General features: G+C 44.2%; 19 protein-coding genes. 7 read left to right on the top strand and 12 right to left on the bottom strand.

Annotated features, from left to right (window positions below; translation table 11 throughout):
- Window positions 1–4 precede the first annotated feature (4 nt).
- The 3 genes from FVR03_RS16180 to FVR03_RS16170 form a co-directional block, all read right to left on the bottom strand.
- Entirely contained in the window at window positions 5–457 is a 453-nt protein-coding gene (locus FVR03_RS16180; protein ID WP_255474257.1) for a nucleoside deaminase, read from the bottom strand.
- 35 nt (window positions 458–492) lie between these two features.
- Window positions 493–930 (bottom strand): acyl-CoA thioesterase, encoded by a 438-nt coding sequence (locus FVR03_RS16175; protein ID WP_255474256.1) that lies wholly within the window; start codon window positions 928–930, stop codon window positions 493–495.
- Between the two features lie 364 nt (window positions 931–1,294).
- A complete protein-coding gene (locus FVR03_RS16170; protein ID WP_255474255.1) occupies window positions 1,295–2,377 on the bottom strand; it encodes a DUF6807 domain-containing protein in 1,083 nt (360 codons plus the stop codon).
- Window positions 2,378–2,650: 273 nt separating this feature from the next.
- On the opposite strand from FVR03_RS16170, the gene FVR03_RS16165 reads away from it, so the two are divergent.
- Complete coding sequence (locus FVR03_RS16165) at window positions 2,651–2,842, top strand: cold-shock protein (protein WP_147922806.1); 192 nt, start codon at window positions 2,651–2,653, stop codon at window positions 2,840–2,842.
- Between the two features lie 336 nt (window positions 2,843–3,178).
- Window positions 3,179–3,673 carry a YciE/YciF ferroxidase family protein gene (locus tag FVR03_RS16160; RefSeq protein ID WP_147922805.1) on the top strand — a complete coding sequence of 165 codons (495 nt, stop codon included), beginning with the start codon at window positions 3,179–3,181 and terminating at the stop codon, window positions 3,671–3,673.
- A gap of 492 nt (window positions 3,674–4,165) precedes the next feature.
- On the opposite strand, the gene FVR03_RS16155 is transcribed toward FVR03_RS16160, so the two are convergent.
- The 4 genes from FVR03_RS16155 to FVR03_RS16140 form a co-directional block, all read right to left on the bottom strand.
- Complete coding sequence (locus FVR03_RS16155; RefSeq protein WP_147922804.1) at window positions 4,166–4,447, bottom strand: hypothetical protein; 282 nt, start codon at window positions 4,445–4,447, stop codon at window positions 4,166–4,168.
- 477 nt (window positions 4,448–4,924) lie between these two features.
- Window positions 4,925–5,431, bottom strand: a complete 507-nt coding sequence (locus FVR03_RS16150) for a DUF2243 domain-containing protein (RefSeq protein WP_147922803.1) — start codon at window positions 5,429–5,431, stop codon at window positions 4,925–4,927.
- A gap of 2 nt (window positions 5,432–5,433) precedes the next feature.
- Window positions 5,434–5,655, bottom strand: coding sequence for a hypothetical protein (locus FVR03_RS16145; RefSeq protein WP_147922802.1), 222 nt, complete (start codon window positions 5,653–5,655; stop codon window positions 5,434–5,436).
- 2 nt (window positions 5,656–5,657) lie between these two features.
- Window positions 5,658–6,089: a hypothetical protein gene (locus FVR03_RS16140; protein WP_147922801.1), complete on the bottom strand. Its 432-nt coding sequence runs from the start codon at window positions 6,087–6,089 to the stop codon at window positions 5,658–5,660.
- A gap of 18 nt (window positions 6,090–6,107) precedes the next feature.
- Here FVR03_RS16140 and FVR03_RS16135 point away from each other — a divergent pair, with 18 nt between their 5' ends.
- On the top strand, window positions 6,108–6,359 hold the full coding sequence (locus FVR03_RS16135) for a hypothetical protein (protein WP_147922800.1): 252 nt from the start codon (window positions 6,108–6,110) through the stop codon (window positions 6,357–6,359).
- A 13-nt stretch (window positions 6,360–6,372) separates the two neighbouring features.
- On the opposite strand, the gene FVR03_RS16130 is transcribed toward FVR03_RS16135, so the two are convergent.
- The 3 genes from FVR03_RS16130 to FVR03_RS16120 all read right to left on the bottom strand — a co-directional run bounded on the left by FVR03_RS16130 (window position 6,373) and on the right by FVR03_RS16120 (window position 9,762).
- Window positions 6,373–7,359 carry an aldo/keto reductase gene (locus tag FVR03_RS16130; RefSeq protein ID WP_147922799.1) on the bottom strand — a complete coding sequence of 329 codons (987 nt, stop codon included), beginning with the start codon at window positions 7,357–7,359 and terminating at the stop codon, window positions 6,373–6,375.
- A gap of 425 nt (window positions 7,360–7,784) precedes the next feature.
- Window positions 7,785–8,378 (bottom strand): nucleotidyltransferase family protein, encoded by a 594-nt coding sequence (locus FVR03_RS16125; protein WP_147922798.1) that lies wholly within the window; start codon window positions 8,376–8,378, stop codon window positions 7,785–7,787.
- 184 nt (window positions 8,379–8,562) lie between these two features.
- Entirely contained in the window at window positions 8,563–9,762 is a 1,200-nt protein-coding gene (locus FVR03_RS16120) for an XdhC family protein (protein WP_147922797.1), read from the bottom strand.
- Window positions 9,763–10,211: 449 nt separating this feature from the next.
- Here FVR03_RS16120 and FVR03_RS16115 point away from each other — a divergent pair, with 449 nt between their 5' ends.
- The 3 genes from FVR03_RS16115 to FVR03_RS16105 all read left to right on the top strand — a co-directional run bounded on the left by FVR03_RS16115 (window position 10,212) and on the right by FVR03_RS16105 (window position 13,090).
- Window positions 10,212–11,138 carry a hypothetical protein gene (locus FVR03_RS16115; RefSeq protein WP_147922796.1) on the top strand — a complete coding sequence of 309 codons (927 nt, stop codon included), beginning with the start codon at window positions 10,212–10,214 and terminating at the stop codon, window positions 11,136–11,138.
- Between the two features lie 435 nt (window positions 11,139–11,573).
- Window positions 11,574–11,825 carry an ArsR/SmtB family transcription factor gene (locus tag FVR03_RS16110; RefSeq protein WP_439651050.1) on the top strand — a complete coding sequence of 84 codons (252 nt, stop codon included), beginning with the start codon at window positions 11,574–11,576 and terminating at the stop codon, window positions 11,823–11,825.
- Between the two features lie 245 nt (window positions 11,826–12,070).
- Window positions 12,071–13,090 (top strand): LLM class flavin-dependent oxidoreductase, encoded by a 1,020-nt coding sequence (locus tag FVR03_RS16105; protein ID WP_147922794.1) that lies wholly within the window; start codon window positions 12,071–12,073, stop codon window positions 13,088–13,090.
- A 317-nt stretch (window positions 13,091–13,407) separates the two neighbouring features.
- Here the strand turns inward: FVR03_RS16105 and FVR03_RS16100 are convergent, their stop codons facing one another.
- Complete coding sequence (locus tag FVR03_RS16100; protein ID WP_147922793.1) at window positions 13,408–13,947, bottom strand: mechanosensitive ion channel domain-containing protein; 540 nt, start codon at window positions 13,945–13,947, stop codon at window positions 13,408–13,410.
- 183 nt (window positions 13,948–14,130) lie between these two features.
- Between FVR03_RS16100 and FVR03_RS16095 the strand changes: the two genes are divergently transcribed.
- Complete coding sequence (locus FVR03_RS16095) at window positions 14,131–14,427, top strand: hypothetical protein (protein WP_147922792.1); 297 nt, start codon at window positions 14,131–14,133, stop codon at window positions 14,425–14,427.
- Between the two features lie 330 nt (window positions 14,428–14,757).
- Here FVR03_RS16095 and FVR03_RS24750 read toward each other — a convergent pair.
- Window positions 14,758–14,958, bottom strand: a 201-nt coding sequence (locus FVR03_RS24750; protein WP_222707249.1) for a hypothetical protein, incomplete at its 5' end; no start/stop codon positions are given.

Below are 14,958 nucleotides of genomic sequence, written 5' to 3'. Positions count from 1 at the left end.
GGTATCAGACGCCTATGTCCTCGTTCCAGAGTGCAGGCTTTTCTTTTATAAATTGCTGCATAAGGTTATAGCAGGCTTCATCGTTAACAACAGTTATTGTTACTCCTCTTGCTTTAAGCAGCTCTTCTTCGCCCATAAAAGTCCTGTTCTCTCCCACCACCACTCTAGGAATACCATATAGCAATATGGTACCCGAGCACATGGGGCAAGGCGATAAAGTGGTGTAGATGGTACAATCTTTATACACAGCAGCTGGCTGGCGGCCGGCATTCTCAAGGGCATCCATTTCGCCGTGTAAGATAGCACTGCCCTGCTGCACGCGTTTGTTGTGGCCACGCCCAATTACCTTGCCCTGGTAAACCAACACCGATCCAATCGGAATACCGCCTGCCTGGTATCCTTTCCTGGCTTCTTCCAGCGCTGCCGCCATAAACTCATCTCGACCTTCTTCCATCATGGGGCTATTTAAAAATTCTATTACTTTACAGGGAGTTAAACCATTTCAAAATCGAAGTCGATGCTTTTCGGAAGCTCTGCAAACTTAAGAACCAATTCCTCTGGCAGTATCGTCAGTTTCCTTTTTTCTACATCAAACCAGGCGCCATCCACATTCACGATAGCTGCTTTTACGCCATCTCCTCTATAAATTATATGCCTGATGGACCATCGAGACCCGTCATTTCTGCTTTTGGTTAGTTCCAGTGTTACCCGTATTGTCTCGTTCAGGCCAACTTCTCGCAAATAAATCAGTTCCTCTCTAAAAAGAACCGGTCCAACCCGCAATTCCTGAAAGGTTTTATAATCGAGGCCCAGGTTATCAAGAACGGCAATTCTGGCCTGAGCCGCAAAGTCTGCATAAGCTGAGTGGCGCATATGTAAGTTGGGGTCCAGGTGCGACCACATAACCTTTGCTTCGTAGGTGTTATTCATAAAAAAGGGTTAATATAATTTTAAGATGCGCTTCTCCCCTACACATTCTTCTGCTTAAAAGACTTTACGTTAGATCATGAAAAGGCTCTTTAAATACTGAATTTTCAGTATTTACCCTTATGTACATGTATCATTGGTAAATATAAAAATCTACGCATTAATTAAAGCAACAAGAGGTAAGTTTTAGCATATAAAATTTATAAACCGCACCTTTTCTGGTCTTGCTAACGCCTAAACAACATAATTTACTACTGTTTAAGCCCGCTAGTTACGTCTTATCATCTCCTGAGTTTTATAGTGAGCAAACAAGGTTTTGGATGATATGGTCTTTAAACAGCATGATGAGACATTCAAGACCTTAGGTTTAGTAGAGCTTATTAAATTCTTCATAAGCATGATGCGTGCTATCTGCTGTTTGGGTTTGGCCATCTTTTATGAGCAGGCGGTACCTGAAGGTTACCGCTTCTCCTGGTGCTAGCTTAAAGTGAAGTTCCTCTTTGCCTTCGCTCAGAACTTTCTGGCCTAAGGGGTTGGCACTGAACAGCCCGTAGCCACGAGCCATCCAATAGGTAGGGAAACCGACATTTTTAGGATGATCCATGATGGTGACAGAAACTGGCTGGTCTTTGATAGTGCCTCTTAGGGCTACCCATTCGGCACGCGTGCCCCATACAGCCTCACCTTCTACAGCACGGCTGCTCAAGTACTTGCCGGTAACAGCTGGGTCGCCGGTGCTTAAGTCTACTTCTTTACCGTTTGCGTCGATATATTTTGCTGGACTTGCTGTTGGGTGCTCCAGTTCACGCGCAACCCTGATGGCGTAAAAACCTTCTTTGTTATCTTCCAGAGAAATCTCCTGCTGCTGTGCTGTCAGGGTCGTAATTCTGTCGATGATCCGGCTGTTGGCATCTCCCTTAAAAATATAGCGTGTTTCCTCTTGTAGCAGTACCACATTATCGGGGCTAAGCCACTGCATTTGAACTTCCAGTTCGGCCTGCTCATTTCCATTTTGCACACGCTTTACGGCATGGTGACGAATGGTGCCATAGCGGTGCTTATTCTCTGGCTTTATAGCGTTTGAGTTATTCCAGAAGTCCAGCCCGTTTACATCGCCGTAGTTTAGCCACATGCCAACCTGGTGCGGGTGGTCGGTACGCTCTGCTGGTCGGGGCTCATAAGGCCATCCTCTTGTTATGGGCGTTCCGTTGGCAGCATGTACCGGGTAAAGAACAGGTTTATACAAATCGGTTGGGTAGCGGTAAGCGGTAAACAATTTACCATCTATGTGCACCTCTAGTTTCCGGTCTGCCTCATAGGCTGTAATGGTAATTCGCTCCTCTGCGGTTGAGCGGGCAGGCTGTTTAGTGGTGCAGCTAACACTAAAGCCAAAGAGCAGCGACATGGCCAAAACGGAAGGTTTGAGCGTTAAACAGGAAACGATTTTCATAGTAGGAAAATAAATTTCAGTTAAGTGAATTGCCCTTAAAGATACAGCTTTTACCTTTTTTACCTAACACTTGTAAGCAGCAGGTAAAGGGGTTGCCATTGGTTGGGCAGGGTGAAAAATGTGCTGTTATCTTAAAATAAGTTATCCATTTAAAAAATAAATACTGCCTTCAGTGGCTCCATTGTCACTATATCAGAAATAATTATATAAAATATAAATCTGAATGAACATTTTACTACCTTTATGCGTCTTGAGTATATAACAAATAACAAAATGAACAAAGGAACAGTAAAATTCTTTAATGATTCTAAAGGTTTCGGATTTATTAAAGAAGAAAATTCAAATCAGGAGTACTTCGTGCATGTATCTGGCCTGGTAAACGAAATCAGAGAAAATGACGAAGTTACTTTCGACTTACAAGAAGGAAGAAAAGGTCTAAACGCAGTTAACGTGAAGTTAGCTTAGTTTTAACAATAAAGTCATTTCCAGAAAAGCCTTACACCTAGCCGTGTAAGGCTTTTACTTTTTAGGGCCTGCCGCCTCTCCTGCTTCTGTGGTTACATTAAACCAGAATAAACTTTCTCATCCCTAAGCAGCAGCTTTTAGGTCAGGTTCTTAATTTGCATATTTATTGTATTGCTTTAAATCAGCTATCTCTTTCATTCTCTTTAGCCTAGCTTTTTCGTCTGCCTTTTTATTTCTTGAAATGTGCCAAAACAAGTACCTGCTCTTTAACAAAACTGCTATGGGCGCGTATAGCCAAACGCAAACGCACTACTAAAACCATAAAAATTTAAAGCTATGAGTAAATTAAAGAACCTGGACGAGCTACTGCAGCACGAGATAAAAGATTTATATAGCGCTGAAAAGCAGTTGTTAGAGGCTCTTCCTAAAATGGCCGAGAAAGCAGCTGATCCGAAGCTGAAACAGGCATTTGAAAGTCATCTGGAAGAAACCAAGGTACAGAAAGAGCGTCTTGAGAAAGTTTGTGACCTGCTGGGAATTAGTCCGGGCCGCATGAAGTGCAAAGCAATGGAAGGATTGATTGAGGAAGGCGAAGACATGATCGATGAGAAAGCCACTCCGGAGGTGAAAGATGCCGGCCTTATTGCTTCGGCACAACGCATAGAGCATTATGAGATTTCGGGTTACGGCACCGCTGCTCACTTTGCTGAGTTCCTGGGCCATGCCGAAGCAGCAGCTTTACTAAACGAGACGTTAAAAGAAGAGCAGACAGCCGATACAAAGCTAAACAAGCTGGCTAAAAGCTACATCAACAAAAAAGCAGCTAGCTAATAGCAGTTGCCAATTATTTTCAACTTACGCTACTTAGAGAATCCTGCGGGTTAACACTTGCAGGATTCTTTTTTTGTTGGGGCTCAAACCAGGCTAACCAGCAAGCATAGTATTTCAGCTATGCCCTTACCAGTTGCTCGACAAGTACTACAACAGACCTGGTAACTGGTACTAACATACAAGTACACCAGACATAAACCCAGGTCCTTGCTGTTCCGTTTCTCTTCCGGCTTATGTTCCTAGCTACAATGTTCACTAATTGGCAGGCACACCCTTGATGGAAATTTAGTTAAATTCCTTCGGAAGGCCTTTTTCATTCGAATAATTTTAAAGTACGAAAGCAAATCCAGTCCTGCTGCTCCAACTGTTATCAGAGACACGCCTTTAATTTCTTCCACCTAGTTAGTAGAAATCCTAGTTAGTTGGTGACCCGCCATTAAAAGCCTTTGCGGGCTATTCTACAAGGAGTCGGATTTTCTAGAACAGCTAGCTTCAGGATTTGCTGGTAATCAGGTATGTTAGTGCGGAAAGTACTAAGCCGTATTTGCTCCTCATGTTAGAAAGCACGTATTCCATTACGAAGTAGTCGATGAGCTCCTGGTTAAAATCTTCGATGAGCAGGGAGTACTTAAATTTAATTATATCGACATAGCAAAGCTCATCTTTTTGCATCAGGAAATTGCAGATGTTGTAGTATAGCTCTTGCGACTGGGTCTCCTCCAGGTCCAATTGCAACACATCACTCACGGCTTGTTTGGCGCTCTTACTTTCCATTTTATCTGTATAAAGGTTAGTAAAATGATAATATCTTAATAATACGAGTTTAAAGGGTACAGTTTTCGTAAAGCAAGCCTATCATCCTTAATAAATGGTAAAGCTTGTACTTTTCAGGGTAAGCAGCTTAATTGGCACAATGGTAATTATAACAGACTGTGCCAGATCAGCTACAGAACCTGTGGTTAAACATTGTTAAGGTAGCCACTCCGTATTTATACGAGCCATGAAGAAAGGTGGTAAACAAAATGGAGTTTTCTGACCAGCAGTACGAGGTACCTATAACTGTACACCCTTGGATAGTTTTTGATGAAAAAGCTTTGGAAGCCCATTTTCATTAGCATAATTACTAGCAACAGCCTTAACTACTGATCTAAAGAATATAGTGAAGTATGCTGTTAGGGATAGCCTAAACCCTCTTAGATCAGATGCTTCTATTCCAGCGCCTTCAAGACACATGCAGTAGCCTTTTATGACTTAATATACCTTTAAACGTTTGCGCTCAGCCTGTATCATAAACCAGCCGGCAGCAAGCATCAGGAAAGATAGTATCAGAAAACCATAGTTCCAGGCGTCCGTGTTGGCGCTCAGTTCGCGAACGTTGTGCAGCACGAGCACGTGATGGTCCAATATACCTTCTACTACATTAAACAGTCCCCAGCCCAATAGCAGACCGCCAGCAAACAGCTTGTTCGATAACAGCGCTTTTCTCGTAAAAACAAGTCGCCATAACCGGTATATACCAGCTGCTGTAGTGAGCCAGGTAAAACTATGGAAGATGCCATCCCAGAACATATTAACTTCTTTGTTAAGCACGGTGGTAGCCGGTATTTTAGCAGTCAGCATCTGGTGCCACTGCAAAATCTGGTGCAGCACTATGCCATCGATAAAGCCTCCCATTCCGATACCAATAAGTGCCGCGGCTGCTACCAAAGGGCCGGTAGTGAGGCCAGAGGCTCTTGTTGCAGGTTGCTGTTCTTGCATTTTTATTTGAGTTTATGTAAACCGTATACCAGCGCCCAAACAAGCACAAAAGGCAGCAGGAGCAACAGCAATACCAGAAAAAAATCTGTTGTAAATATTTCGGCTTGTAAAGGTCTGCTGCAGGTGGTGCAGGCCGCTGCCGGAGTAGCATGTGCCAAAACACCGATCAGCAGCAACAGAAGCTTCGGGAAAGCCTTACAAATGAAATGTAGAAATTTTCGCATACCTAATTCTTCTGGCGGATAAGTGACTTGTCAAACAATTCTGTTAGTTCCAATTGTCTTGCTTTGGCTTTGGCGAGCGTAGCTACTTTTTCCAGAATCAGAAAGCGACCGGAAGTTAAGGTGAGCCCGATGGCGTAGTAACGGTCTGTTTGCTGTACAATATGCAAGCCTTTTACCTCATGAAAATAAAACTCCTCCTGTACCTTAAAAAGCTTGCCGAAGCCAAAACCGATTGCCAGCTTTTGGTCGCGTTCCTTTAGCTGAAGCCCAACATACATGTCAGCTACCAGCCACAGCACCACCGCCAGCAGCCCGAAGCACACAACTTGCACCAGGTTGCCATTCTCGTAGGTCCAGGCACTGGCCAACAGCGCTAGCACACTTAGCCACTTTCCAGCGTTCCGATTTATCTTTCTTACTTCCAGAATCATCATGAATGTAGAGTTATAAAGGTGAAACAAATACTTTGTAAAGGGCCAGGTAACAAGCTGCATGTGTTAAACGAAAAAGCGCCTGCCGTTCCTGGTTCACAAAGTCTTGATGCTTTACTGGCCGGAGAGGCAGGCGCTTTTTCGCCTACATGCTATAAATGGTTCCTTCATTTTTATCTGAAGGAATTGATGCAAAGCTTTAGAAATCAGGATATACTTTCAACTACTGAAGGAGCTTGCGTTGTGTTTCACCTTTTCCTGAAATTTAGTTAAAAATTAAAAGCCATTACCATTGGGCATGCACCTGCTCTTTTATGTACTGATCGTAGATTTGTTGCACACCTTGCATCTGCTCCGGACTAAGGGCCGGAAGTTGAGAAGCTGCTACATTAGATGTTACTTGTTCCGGACGAGATGCACCGGGTATAACGGTGCTTACCTCCGGGAACATGAGTACCCAGCGTAGTGCCCAGGCTGCCAGCGGTTCCTGCCCCGGAAATAGTTTTTTCAGGGCTTCTACTGCCTCCAATCCTAACTCATAATCAACTCCTGAAAACGTTTCTCCTTTGTCGAAGGCCTCGCCATGGCGATTGAAATGGCGGTGATCCTGCGCGCCAAAAGTGGTGGCGTGGCTCATTTTGCCTGTGAGTAGCCCGCTAGCCAGTGGCACCCTTACAATAATGCCCACATCCTGCTGTCGCGCCTTCTCGAATAGCTCCTGCGCAGGTTTGAGCCGGAACATATTAAATATTACCTGAATAGTTTTAACGTTGGGGTACTGCATCGCCTGCAAGGCTTCATCTACCAGCTCCACACTCACACCCAGGTTTCTGATCTTGCCCTGCTCCTGAAGCCGGTCAAATGTTTCGAAAATTTCTGGGCGGTTATACACGGCAGTAGGCGGACAATGCAGCTGAATAAGGTCCAGGGTTTCGAGCCTCATGTTACGCAGGCTGGCTTCTACATAGGCTGTTACACTTTCTGGGGTATAACCTTCTGAGAGGTGCGGGTTTATTTGGCGACCACATTTAGTGGCTATATACACTTCCTCCGTTCGTGCTTTCACCACCTTGGCTACTGCAGCCTCACTTAGCCCATCGCTGTATACATCGGCTGTGTCGATGAAGTTGACACCTGCATCTATGGCCTGGTTTATTATTTGTGCGGCATTGGCGTCGTTAAAAGGTTCTCCCCAACGGCCACCTACCTGCCATGTTCCTAGCGCTATTTCCGAAACATTAAAACCTGTTTTTCCTAGTTTTCTGTATTGCATTATTTTATAAGCTGTTATCTGTAAGATGTAATAGAATTTGTTTAACTGCTGCAGTACCTTTAATGTTCATGTGGCCTGGCAGCGAAATAGCAACTAAAGCCTATGCAAGACTATAGTAACAGGTATTTTTAGGCCTGCTGCTCAACAGTTGTTACGGTTAAGTTAGCCAAAGTAGTAAAAGGTGACTCTGATTATGCTAATGATTTTGGCCTTCCAAATGAAAATTAGCAGTTTTAATCCAAGGGTGTTTCATCATCTTTGAAAAGTAACGCCTGCCATTTATTGGTAAGTACATTTGCCATTTAACTGAACCTGTTCCATTACAAACAGATATTACAAAATCGTTTTGCTACCGTTCTTTCCTGCTTCTACTGATGAATCCCGCTTAGGTCACAAAATTTAATGCAAGATAAGTTAATCCTGCATCAGGACCGGGTATGGTTAAGAAGAGCTGTAAAATCTGCTGCTGTGTCTACATCTATAGCGCCTTCCGGAAAAGGTACTGCCTCCACATCGTGCAGGTGCTGCTGCAGCAGTCTACGTGCTCCCTGCTGCCCTTCCAGCCCCAACAAATCTGTAAAATAGGTTTTGCCAAATACGGCGGGAGTTCCTAAGGTATTCTGGTAAGTACAGGCCGCTATTCCTTTACCTGTAGCTGCCCGGGCTTGCAGGAGCTTTTGCAGCAGCTGCACATCCACGAAAGGCTGGTCACATACCATGAGCAGACATGCCTCTACAGCAGGTGCTACAGCTAATAGCTTCGATAGGCCGCACCGGATAGATGCTCCCATGCCAGCCTCCCATTCAGAATTCAGGGCCAGCTCCACCTTCAGAGGCAGCAATTCCTCCGCTATAACCTCCGCGTAAGCACCCAGCACCACCACAACCGGTTCGCAGCCTGAGGCCACTGCTGATTCTGCGGCTCTATAAATAAGCGTTCGGCCTTCAAACAGGAGCTTCTGCTTCGGTTTTCCTAACCTGGTTGATGCCCCTGCCGCTAACAAGATAAGTCCGGTCATAGGTGGTATTAGAAGTGATTGATGATGAAATCAAATTATGCTAATGAAATAGGCCTTTAGAAGAAAAATATGCCAATTTATGCCAAGGGTTAAAACTCAAAGAAGAAAGAAAACAGTGCGAGTGGCAAAAAGCTGTTCTGCATGTTGGCTCATACGCTCTATAGACATGTAACTTTTTCATGTGCTACTCCATTTGAATGCTGCATGTAAAAGTATCTGCTATCAGCTCTTTTGACTGAACAGATTTGGTTATTTCGGAAGTGTATTCATGTATCGGGCCATTTTTAGCGCGTAAGGGAGAGCCGGGCCTGTCTGCTAAAACAGCTTTTATTTCAGATAGAATGGATAGCGCTATTTCTTCGGAAGTTTCTGCGCCGATGTCGAGACCAACAGGGCCGTGCAGGTGCTTCAGTGCTCTTTCCGGTAGGTGGCATCCATCCTCCTCCAGCTCTTGCAGCATGCGGTCTAGCTTTTTTCTGGGGCCTAACACACCTACATAAGGCCAACTAAGAGGAAGCAGTAAGCGCAGCAGAGCTATTTCGTAATTATAGTTATGAGTCATGAGCACAAAAACCGTCTGCTCATCAAGCTGTATCTGGTCAAGCACCTGTTCCGGCTTGGCCAGCAGCAACTTATGTGCCGCCGGGAACCGCGCCGCCGTCAGGTAGTTAGCGCGCCCATCTACTACGGTTATGTTCCAGCCAAGTAGAGAGGCTATGCTGACCAGCGGCCTAGCATCGTTGCCTGCACCCACTATCACCAAAGCCAACTGCGGTACCAGCACCTCCACAAAGCCGGTAAAAGTGCTACCTGCCAACTCATAGGTTTTAGTTAGCGATGTTTTAGATTCTAACGCCTCACGTGCCTCGGCATAAAGGGTTTCCTGCGCCTGATTATCCTGTTGTGTGCTCAACTCCGCATGCTTATCAGATAAAAAAAAGCAAGTACCAGGTTGGTCTCCTGATCTGTTTTCCATCGAAAACAATGTGATGAGCACTGCTACCTGCCGTTCCTTCAGAAAAGCCTGAAGCATGGCAACAGGATTGGCCGGGTTGGTTGGGTCTACTGGTTCTATCAGAATCTGGATGATGCCGTTGCAGCCGAGCCCTACTCCTATTGTTACATCATCTTCATCGGAGGTATCGTAGGTGATGAGCATTTTTTTCTGCTGAAGCATAGCGAGCCTTGCTTTCCGGAGAGCATCACCTTCGAGGCAGCCGCCACTGATCGCCCCAGTCAGTTCTCCGTTTTCAGTTACCAGCATACGTGCACCTGGTCGCCTGTAAGAGGAGCCCTGCACATGTACGACTGTAGCCAAGGCTGTCTTTAATTTATTAGCTTGTGCAATTTCATATGCCCTTACAATATCCTCCAGTTCTTTCATGCTGCTGTAGTAGATTTTTTTTCTGAGCGGGTATTTTATGTCGCTTACCTTGTCAGAGAGTAGGCCATGCTTCGGTTTAATAATATGCTACGTTTACTCCCTCTATCCCTTACAGGTTGCTGCTGACATAAGTAAAATCCGACCCTAAAGGCTGCCTTTGCCTTACAGTCTGTTCTACCCGTGAATAAACTTCCCCATTACCCAGGTGTGTAGCACTTGCTGAAGCTTGCCACAGGTAGCCAGTCCATAAAAGTCTGTCCTTCTTATAAAGTAGTTGAAACTCCCAATTGGCTGCAGAAGTTTAAGTTGCTCTTTATAATAGGTTGAAAAAGAGATAAATATCATTTTTATAAATGTGGCTGGTCATCGGGCTAATGTTTTTTCTGCATTACCTTTCTTTAAGTGATTAAATAATTGAAAGAAGTCTAACCCAAAAACATGATAAAGCCATGAAAAATAAGTTTACAGTTAGCATATTGGTGCTGTTTATAGCAGCTGTGGCCATTATAGCCACCTTAGCCGGCATTACCTCTAGTGGTGGCCCAGGTCCTTTCTGGCACGACACTGTTCGCGGTGCCACCATCGCCATTTACGGGAAGGGTATTTACCAGCATATGTCTGCCGAAGTTGCTCCACAAGGCATAGCCCAGGATTACGTAACTCTTTTTCTGGCAGTTCCTTTGTTGCTGGTGTCTATGTTTTTTGCTCGTGGCGGATCCCTGGTAAGTCGCTTCCTATTGGCAGGTACGCTTCTTTACTTTGTCCTGACCTACCTTTTCTATTTGGTAATGTGCACTTACAACGTCATGTTCCTGGGGTATGCCATGTTGCTTTCAGCGTCGTTTTTTGCCTTATCGCTTACCATCTTGTCGTTTAACAAGAAGAGGCTGAAAGCTGCCTTTAATGCCTCTACTCCAGTTAAAACACTTGGTGCCTTCCTGATTCTGGTAACCTTCAGCATAGCCTTGCTGTGGCTGAGCGTGGTCGTAACGCCTCTGCTCGATGGCAGTATAATTCCGTTACAGGTAGATCATTACACCACATTAGTTGTACAAGGCCTTGACCTGAGCTTGTTCTTGCCTATTGGGTTTGTAGCCGGCCTGCTCCTGATCCAGGAAAAGAAAATCGGTTATTTGCTGGCTCCCGTTTACTTTGTGTTTCTCTCCCTGCTCATGACGGCGCTTAGTGTAAAAATTTATACCATGGGCATGCTGGGTTTTAGCATTGAGCCGGCTGTATATATTATTCCGACCATTAACGTACTCACAATTGTAGCCACTGCTCTACTGCTTTATAACGTTCAGCTAAAAAAAGTACGTACTACAAAAAAAGTGCAGCAGCATTATTCAGGCAGGGAGCATGCCATGAGCGCCTGATGCAGTGAACGCAGAAAACGCTGGTAAAGCCTACCAATTTAAATGCTGGTTAATGAAGTAGAGAAACTTCCGCATCCGTATTTCGGGTGTGGAAGTTTTTTAATGCTGGAATTGTAGAAAGATGTTCAGTAAATAAAATAAGATATTTTTAGCCTCCCTCACGAGATTCATTTGTATTAGTTAAGTACTGCATCAACTTTGCTTTAAGTTCATTGGCTATGTTTTCCTCTTGTTTGATGAATAAAGTTGTATTTAAACTCAGGTTCAGACTCTCCAAATGAAATACTTCTAAAGCTCCGGCAGTTCTACTTCACCACAAACTTATATCTGCTATAAAAAATACATATTTGGCTTATCGGGAAAAATCGATATATTTGCATTATGAATAAGGTTGAGATATTTAAAGCGCTTTCAAACAAAACAAGGTTACAAATTTTGAGCTTACTGAAAGACCCGGAACAATACTTTCCGGCGCAGCAGGAAGGGGTGCAAGCAAATAACCAAGGTGTATGTGTAGGGCATATTCAGCAGAAACTGGGGCTATCACAATCTACAGTTTCGGAATACCTGTCGTTGCTGCAACGTGCTGGCTTAATTGTGGCCACCCGTTCTGGCCAATGGACTTACTACAAGCGCGATGAAGCAGCCATTCAGCGTGTTGCCGAATCTATTCTTAACGATCTGTAAGCGTATATGAACAGAAACAATTTAGTTGTTTTTTATTTATCGGGAAATGGCAATATTCCGAATATAACTAGGCTTTTTTACCGCTCCTGAGAATAGCGTTTTAAGTATCAATCATGAAGTAAAAATAAGGAGCAGGACACGCATTTAGAATTTAATCAGCTGTTCTTAAACCTGTTGTAAAACATAAATTATAAAATAGTAATCTGGTTTTATCTGCTGGAAGAAATAAAAGAAGACAAAATAACATGCAGGATCATAAAGAAAAAAAATTGACAGACACCGCCATTTCGGTACTCGATCTGGTGCCTATAGTTGCCGGAAAGACAGCAGCAGACTCATTTAAGAATACGTTAAACCTGGCGCAGCATGTGGAGCGATTAGGCTTTACACGCTATTGGCTGGCCGAGCACCACAACATGCCCGGAATTGCAAGCTCTGCTACTGCTCTATTAATCGGGCATGTGGCAAGTGGTACTTCTACCATTCGTGTAGGCTCCGGAGGAATTATGTTACCTAACCACGCTCCTTTGGTTGTTGCCGAACAGTTCGGAACTTTAGAAACACTTTACCCGGGCCGCATAGACTTAGGCCTTGGCCGCGCACCAGGTACCGACCAGCAAACGGCTATGGCACTTCGCCGCGACCTGGTGGGCAATGTAGAGGATTTTCCGAGGCATGTGGAGGAACTGCAAAATTATCTGGGGCCTGTTAATCCTAACGCACGGGTTCGTGCTGTACCTGGCGAAGGTAGCAATGTGCCTATCTGGCTTTTAGGCTCCAGTACCTTTGGTGCCCAGCTGGCCGGCATGTTAGGCCTCCCCTACGCGTTTGCCAGTCATTTTGCACCTGCTGCCCTGCATCATGCCTTAAAAGTCTACCGCGAAAGTTTCAGGCCTTCTGATACGCTGCAGACCCCTTATGCCATGGCTTGTGTAAATGTAACGGCAGCAGCAACCGATGCAGAGGCGGAGCTTTTGGCTACCTCCCTGTACCAGTCTTTCCTGAGTGTTATAAGAGGCACTGCCCGCCAGATGCAACCACCTGCACAGAGCATGGAAAACCTATGGGATGCCTCCGAAAAGTACGCGGTGCAACAAATGCTTCGGTATACCTTTATAGGAGCAAAAGCAACCGTAAAAGAACAGCTGCAGGCTTTCCTGGACGATACGCAGGTAGATGAGATTATGGTTGCTTCTCATATCTACGATCATAATGCCAGATTAAAATCGTATGAGATTCTGGGAGAGATAATGAATGGGAAGTAACAGGTAGTTCTAGAATAAACCCCGGAGCATGCAAGATCGTGACTCCGGGATTTATTGTACTATACTAGTGCACAGTCAACATTATTTCTAAAGAATAAGCTTTTTTGGAATTACGATCAATGAAGTTTGTGTGTGCCAATTTCTAATTTTGAATTTTTAATTTCTAATTTGACTGTGTAATAGCTGCTCCTGGTTTTACTCCTGAAAGCGCTATACCCTTGGCTAAAAAAGCGTTAAATAGCTTTTGAAGGCCATTTTCATTAGCAGAATTTAAATATCAGCCTCAAATTCAGGGTCTATAGCTGTATCATTCCGTTTTATGAATGCACCCGTTGTTCCTCGTGAGTTACCGGCAAGATAACCTCATCTGGAATAATGGATATAATTTTCTGCAAAGCCAGGGTGTTGGGCATGGTGATGTTTTTACCGTCCTTGGTTTCGATGTGCATAAAAAACACGGAGATATCCTGAAGTCTGCCTTCCACCTCAAAATCTTTATCGAAAATTCTGATATTGTCGCCTATCCGGAGCGGATGGCTGAAAAACAATACCAGGCCCGATGTTACATTAGAAAGGATTGACCATTGCGCAAAAAAAGCAACACCGAGCACCGTGATAGTGGAGCTGATGAACAGCAATAACTCTTTCTGATCCAGCCCCCAAATGGCAGCCAGTGTAATAGTGCCAAACGAGATGAGGATGATGTTGATGATCCGGAAAGTAATATTAACCCGACGTAAGGCAAAGTCGAAGCGCGTACTGATCTTATAGATGCTTTTGCTAAGCAGCAACTTCACAAGCAGCAGCACGGCAATAACAACTATAGTTTGAAGGAGTTTAATTTTATATGGTTCCATAATTACCTGAAGTAAAATTGATGCTGGAGGCAAGTGGTATTTGAAATACCAGTCTTCTATTCCTCCGATTCGGGTTGGCGCAAAGGTAAGGCCTTGCTTTTAATGGAGCAACAGCAGGTGCTACACGAGTGTGGTTAAAAACATTACCCGATTTTAAGAGTAAAAAAGGTAAAACTACAGCAAATGGATAACACAGGTTTAGAAAATTGGGATGAAGCGCGGTATAAGGAATTGAACACGTATTTCCGGATTAAGATCGAACTGTTGCTTCAAGCTAACCCGCACCTGCTCCGCGACAAGAACCTATCGCTGAGCGACTTGGTGGCGGAGTTTGGGGAGGAGGACAAACAGCGGTGGCAGGAGTTTATGCAACTCGACAAACTAAAGCTGGAGGCTGATATGTGGCGGCATCTGCATGGCGAAGGCAGCGGCTTTAAGCCAGGGTTCGGCTTTACCAACCCCGAAGACGTTACCTGGTAACGTTAATTTTTTAAAGGCCTAGATATAGACGGCGACACAAACTACCGGAAATTAACAATTGATATTTCAGTTTATAAAGGAAAAGAACAATCTTAAATCATGTGTCCTGCGTCCTGTATCCCATAACAGATGGCAGTGCAAATTCGAATTTTGGTACATTTAGTTGTAGCCTATAGCTGGTCTCATTACCGTTAATGCAAGTTTTGAGTTGCACCTGTCGCTCAAGTGTACACGGCAGCTGAATTTTATATTACTGAATTTTAAGCTTTTTAAACTAATATTGTCCCAAAAAGGTAATTAACTGTAGAAAGCTGGTAATTTTACATGTCATTAACTTTTTCCCGTTATATCCGAGTATGCCTTCCCCGCCTTAGCACGTTCATTTACCTTTACATTTGCTAGCTTATTTATCAGCTTAAAATTTGCTGCGAAGCTTCTCATATGTAATAACCTGGCAAAATGCTTGTACCAGCTAGGCCAGATGAAAGCGGAAGAGACTTTATTATCTACCATAAATTTACTGTAATCATC

It is taken from the genome of Pontibacter qinzhouensis (genome assembly GCF_008017455.1).
In the GTDB taxonomy this organism is placed as follows: Bacteria; Bacteroidota; Bacteroidia; order Cytophagales; family Hymenobacteraceae; genus Pontibacter; species Pontibacter qinzhouensis.
Note: the sequence above shows the minus strand (reverse complement) of the source record. Positions and strands in the feature narration are given on the sequence as shown.

What these genes read in the sequence shown, in the direction of transcription:
- FVR03_RS16180 (WP_255474257.1), bottom strand. Translation starts at nt 457, where the DNA reads ATGATGGAAGAAGGTCGAGATGAGTTTATGGCGGCAGCGCTGGAAGAA.
- FVR03_RS16175 (WP_255474256.1), bottom strand. Translation starts at nt 930, where the DNA reads ATGAATAACACCTACGAAGCAAAGGTTATGTGGTCGCACCTGGACCCC.
- FVR03_RS16170 (WP_255474255.1), bottom strand. Translation starts at nt 2,377, where the DNA reads ATGAAAATCGTTTCCTGTTTAACGCTCAAACCTTCCGTTTTGGCCATG.
- FVR03_RS16165 (WP_147922806.1), top strand. Translation starts at nt 2,651, where the DNA reads ATGAACAAAGGAACAGTAAAATTCTTTAATGATTCTAAAGGTTTCGGA.
- FVR03_RS16160 (WP_147922805.1), top strand. Translation starts at nt 3,179, where the DNA reads ATGAGTAAATTAAAGAACCTGGACGAGCTACTGCAGCACGAGATAAAA.
- FVR03_RS16155 (WP_147922804.1), bottom strand. Translation starts at nt 4,447, where the DNA reads ATGGAAAGTAAGAGCGCCAAACAAGCCGTGAGTGATGTGTTGCAATTG.
- FVR03_RS16150 (WP_147922803.1), bottom strand. Translation starts at nt 5,431, where the DNA reads ATGCAAGAACAGCAACCTGCAACAAGAGCCTCTGGCCTCACTACCGGC.
- FVR03_RS16145 (WP_147922802.1), bottom strand. Translation starts at nt 5,655, where the DNA reads ATGCGAAAATTTCTACATTTCATTTGTAAGGCTTTCCCGAAGCTTCTG.
- FVR03_RS16140 (WP_147922801.1), bottom strand. Translation starts at nt 6,089, where the DNA reads ATGATGATTCTGGAAGTAAGAAAGATAAATCGGAACGCTGGAAAGTGG.
- FVR03_RS16130 (WP_147922799.1), bottom strand. Translation starts at nt 7,359, where the DNA reads ATGCAATACAGAAAACTAGGAAAAACAGGTTTTAATGTTTCGGAAATA.
- FVR03_RS16125 (WP_147922798.1), bottom strand. Translation starts at nt 8,378, where the DNA reads ATGACCGGACTTATCTTGTTAGCGGCAGGGGCATCAACCAGGTTAGGA.
- FVR03_RS16120 (WP_147922797.1), bottom strand. Translation starts at nt 9,762, where the DNA reads ATGAAAGAACTGGAGGATATTGTAAGGGCATATGAAATTGCACAAGCT.
- FVR03_RS16115 (WP_147922796.1), top strand. Translation starts at nt 10,212, where the DNA reads ATGAAAAATAAGTTTACAGTTAGCATATTGGTGCTGTTTATAGCAGCT.
- FVR03_RS16105 (WP_147922794.1), top strand. Translation starts at nt 12,071, where the DNA reads ATGCAGGATCATAAAGAAAAAAAATTGACAGACACCGCCATTTCGGTA.
- FVR03_RS16100 (WP_147922793.1), bottom strand. Translation starts at nt 13,947, where the DNA reads ATGGAACCATATAAAATTAAACTCCTTCAAACTATAGTTGTTATTGCC.
- FVR03_RS16095 (WP_147922792.1), top strand. Translation starts at nt 14,131, where the DNA reads ATGGATAACACAGGTTTAGAAAATTGGGATGAAGCGCGGTATAAGGAA.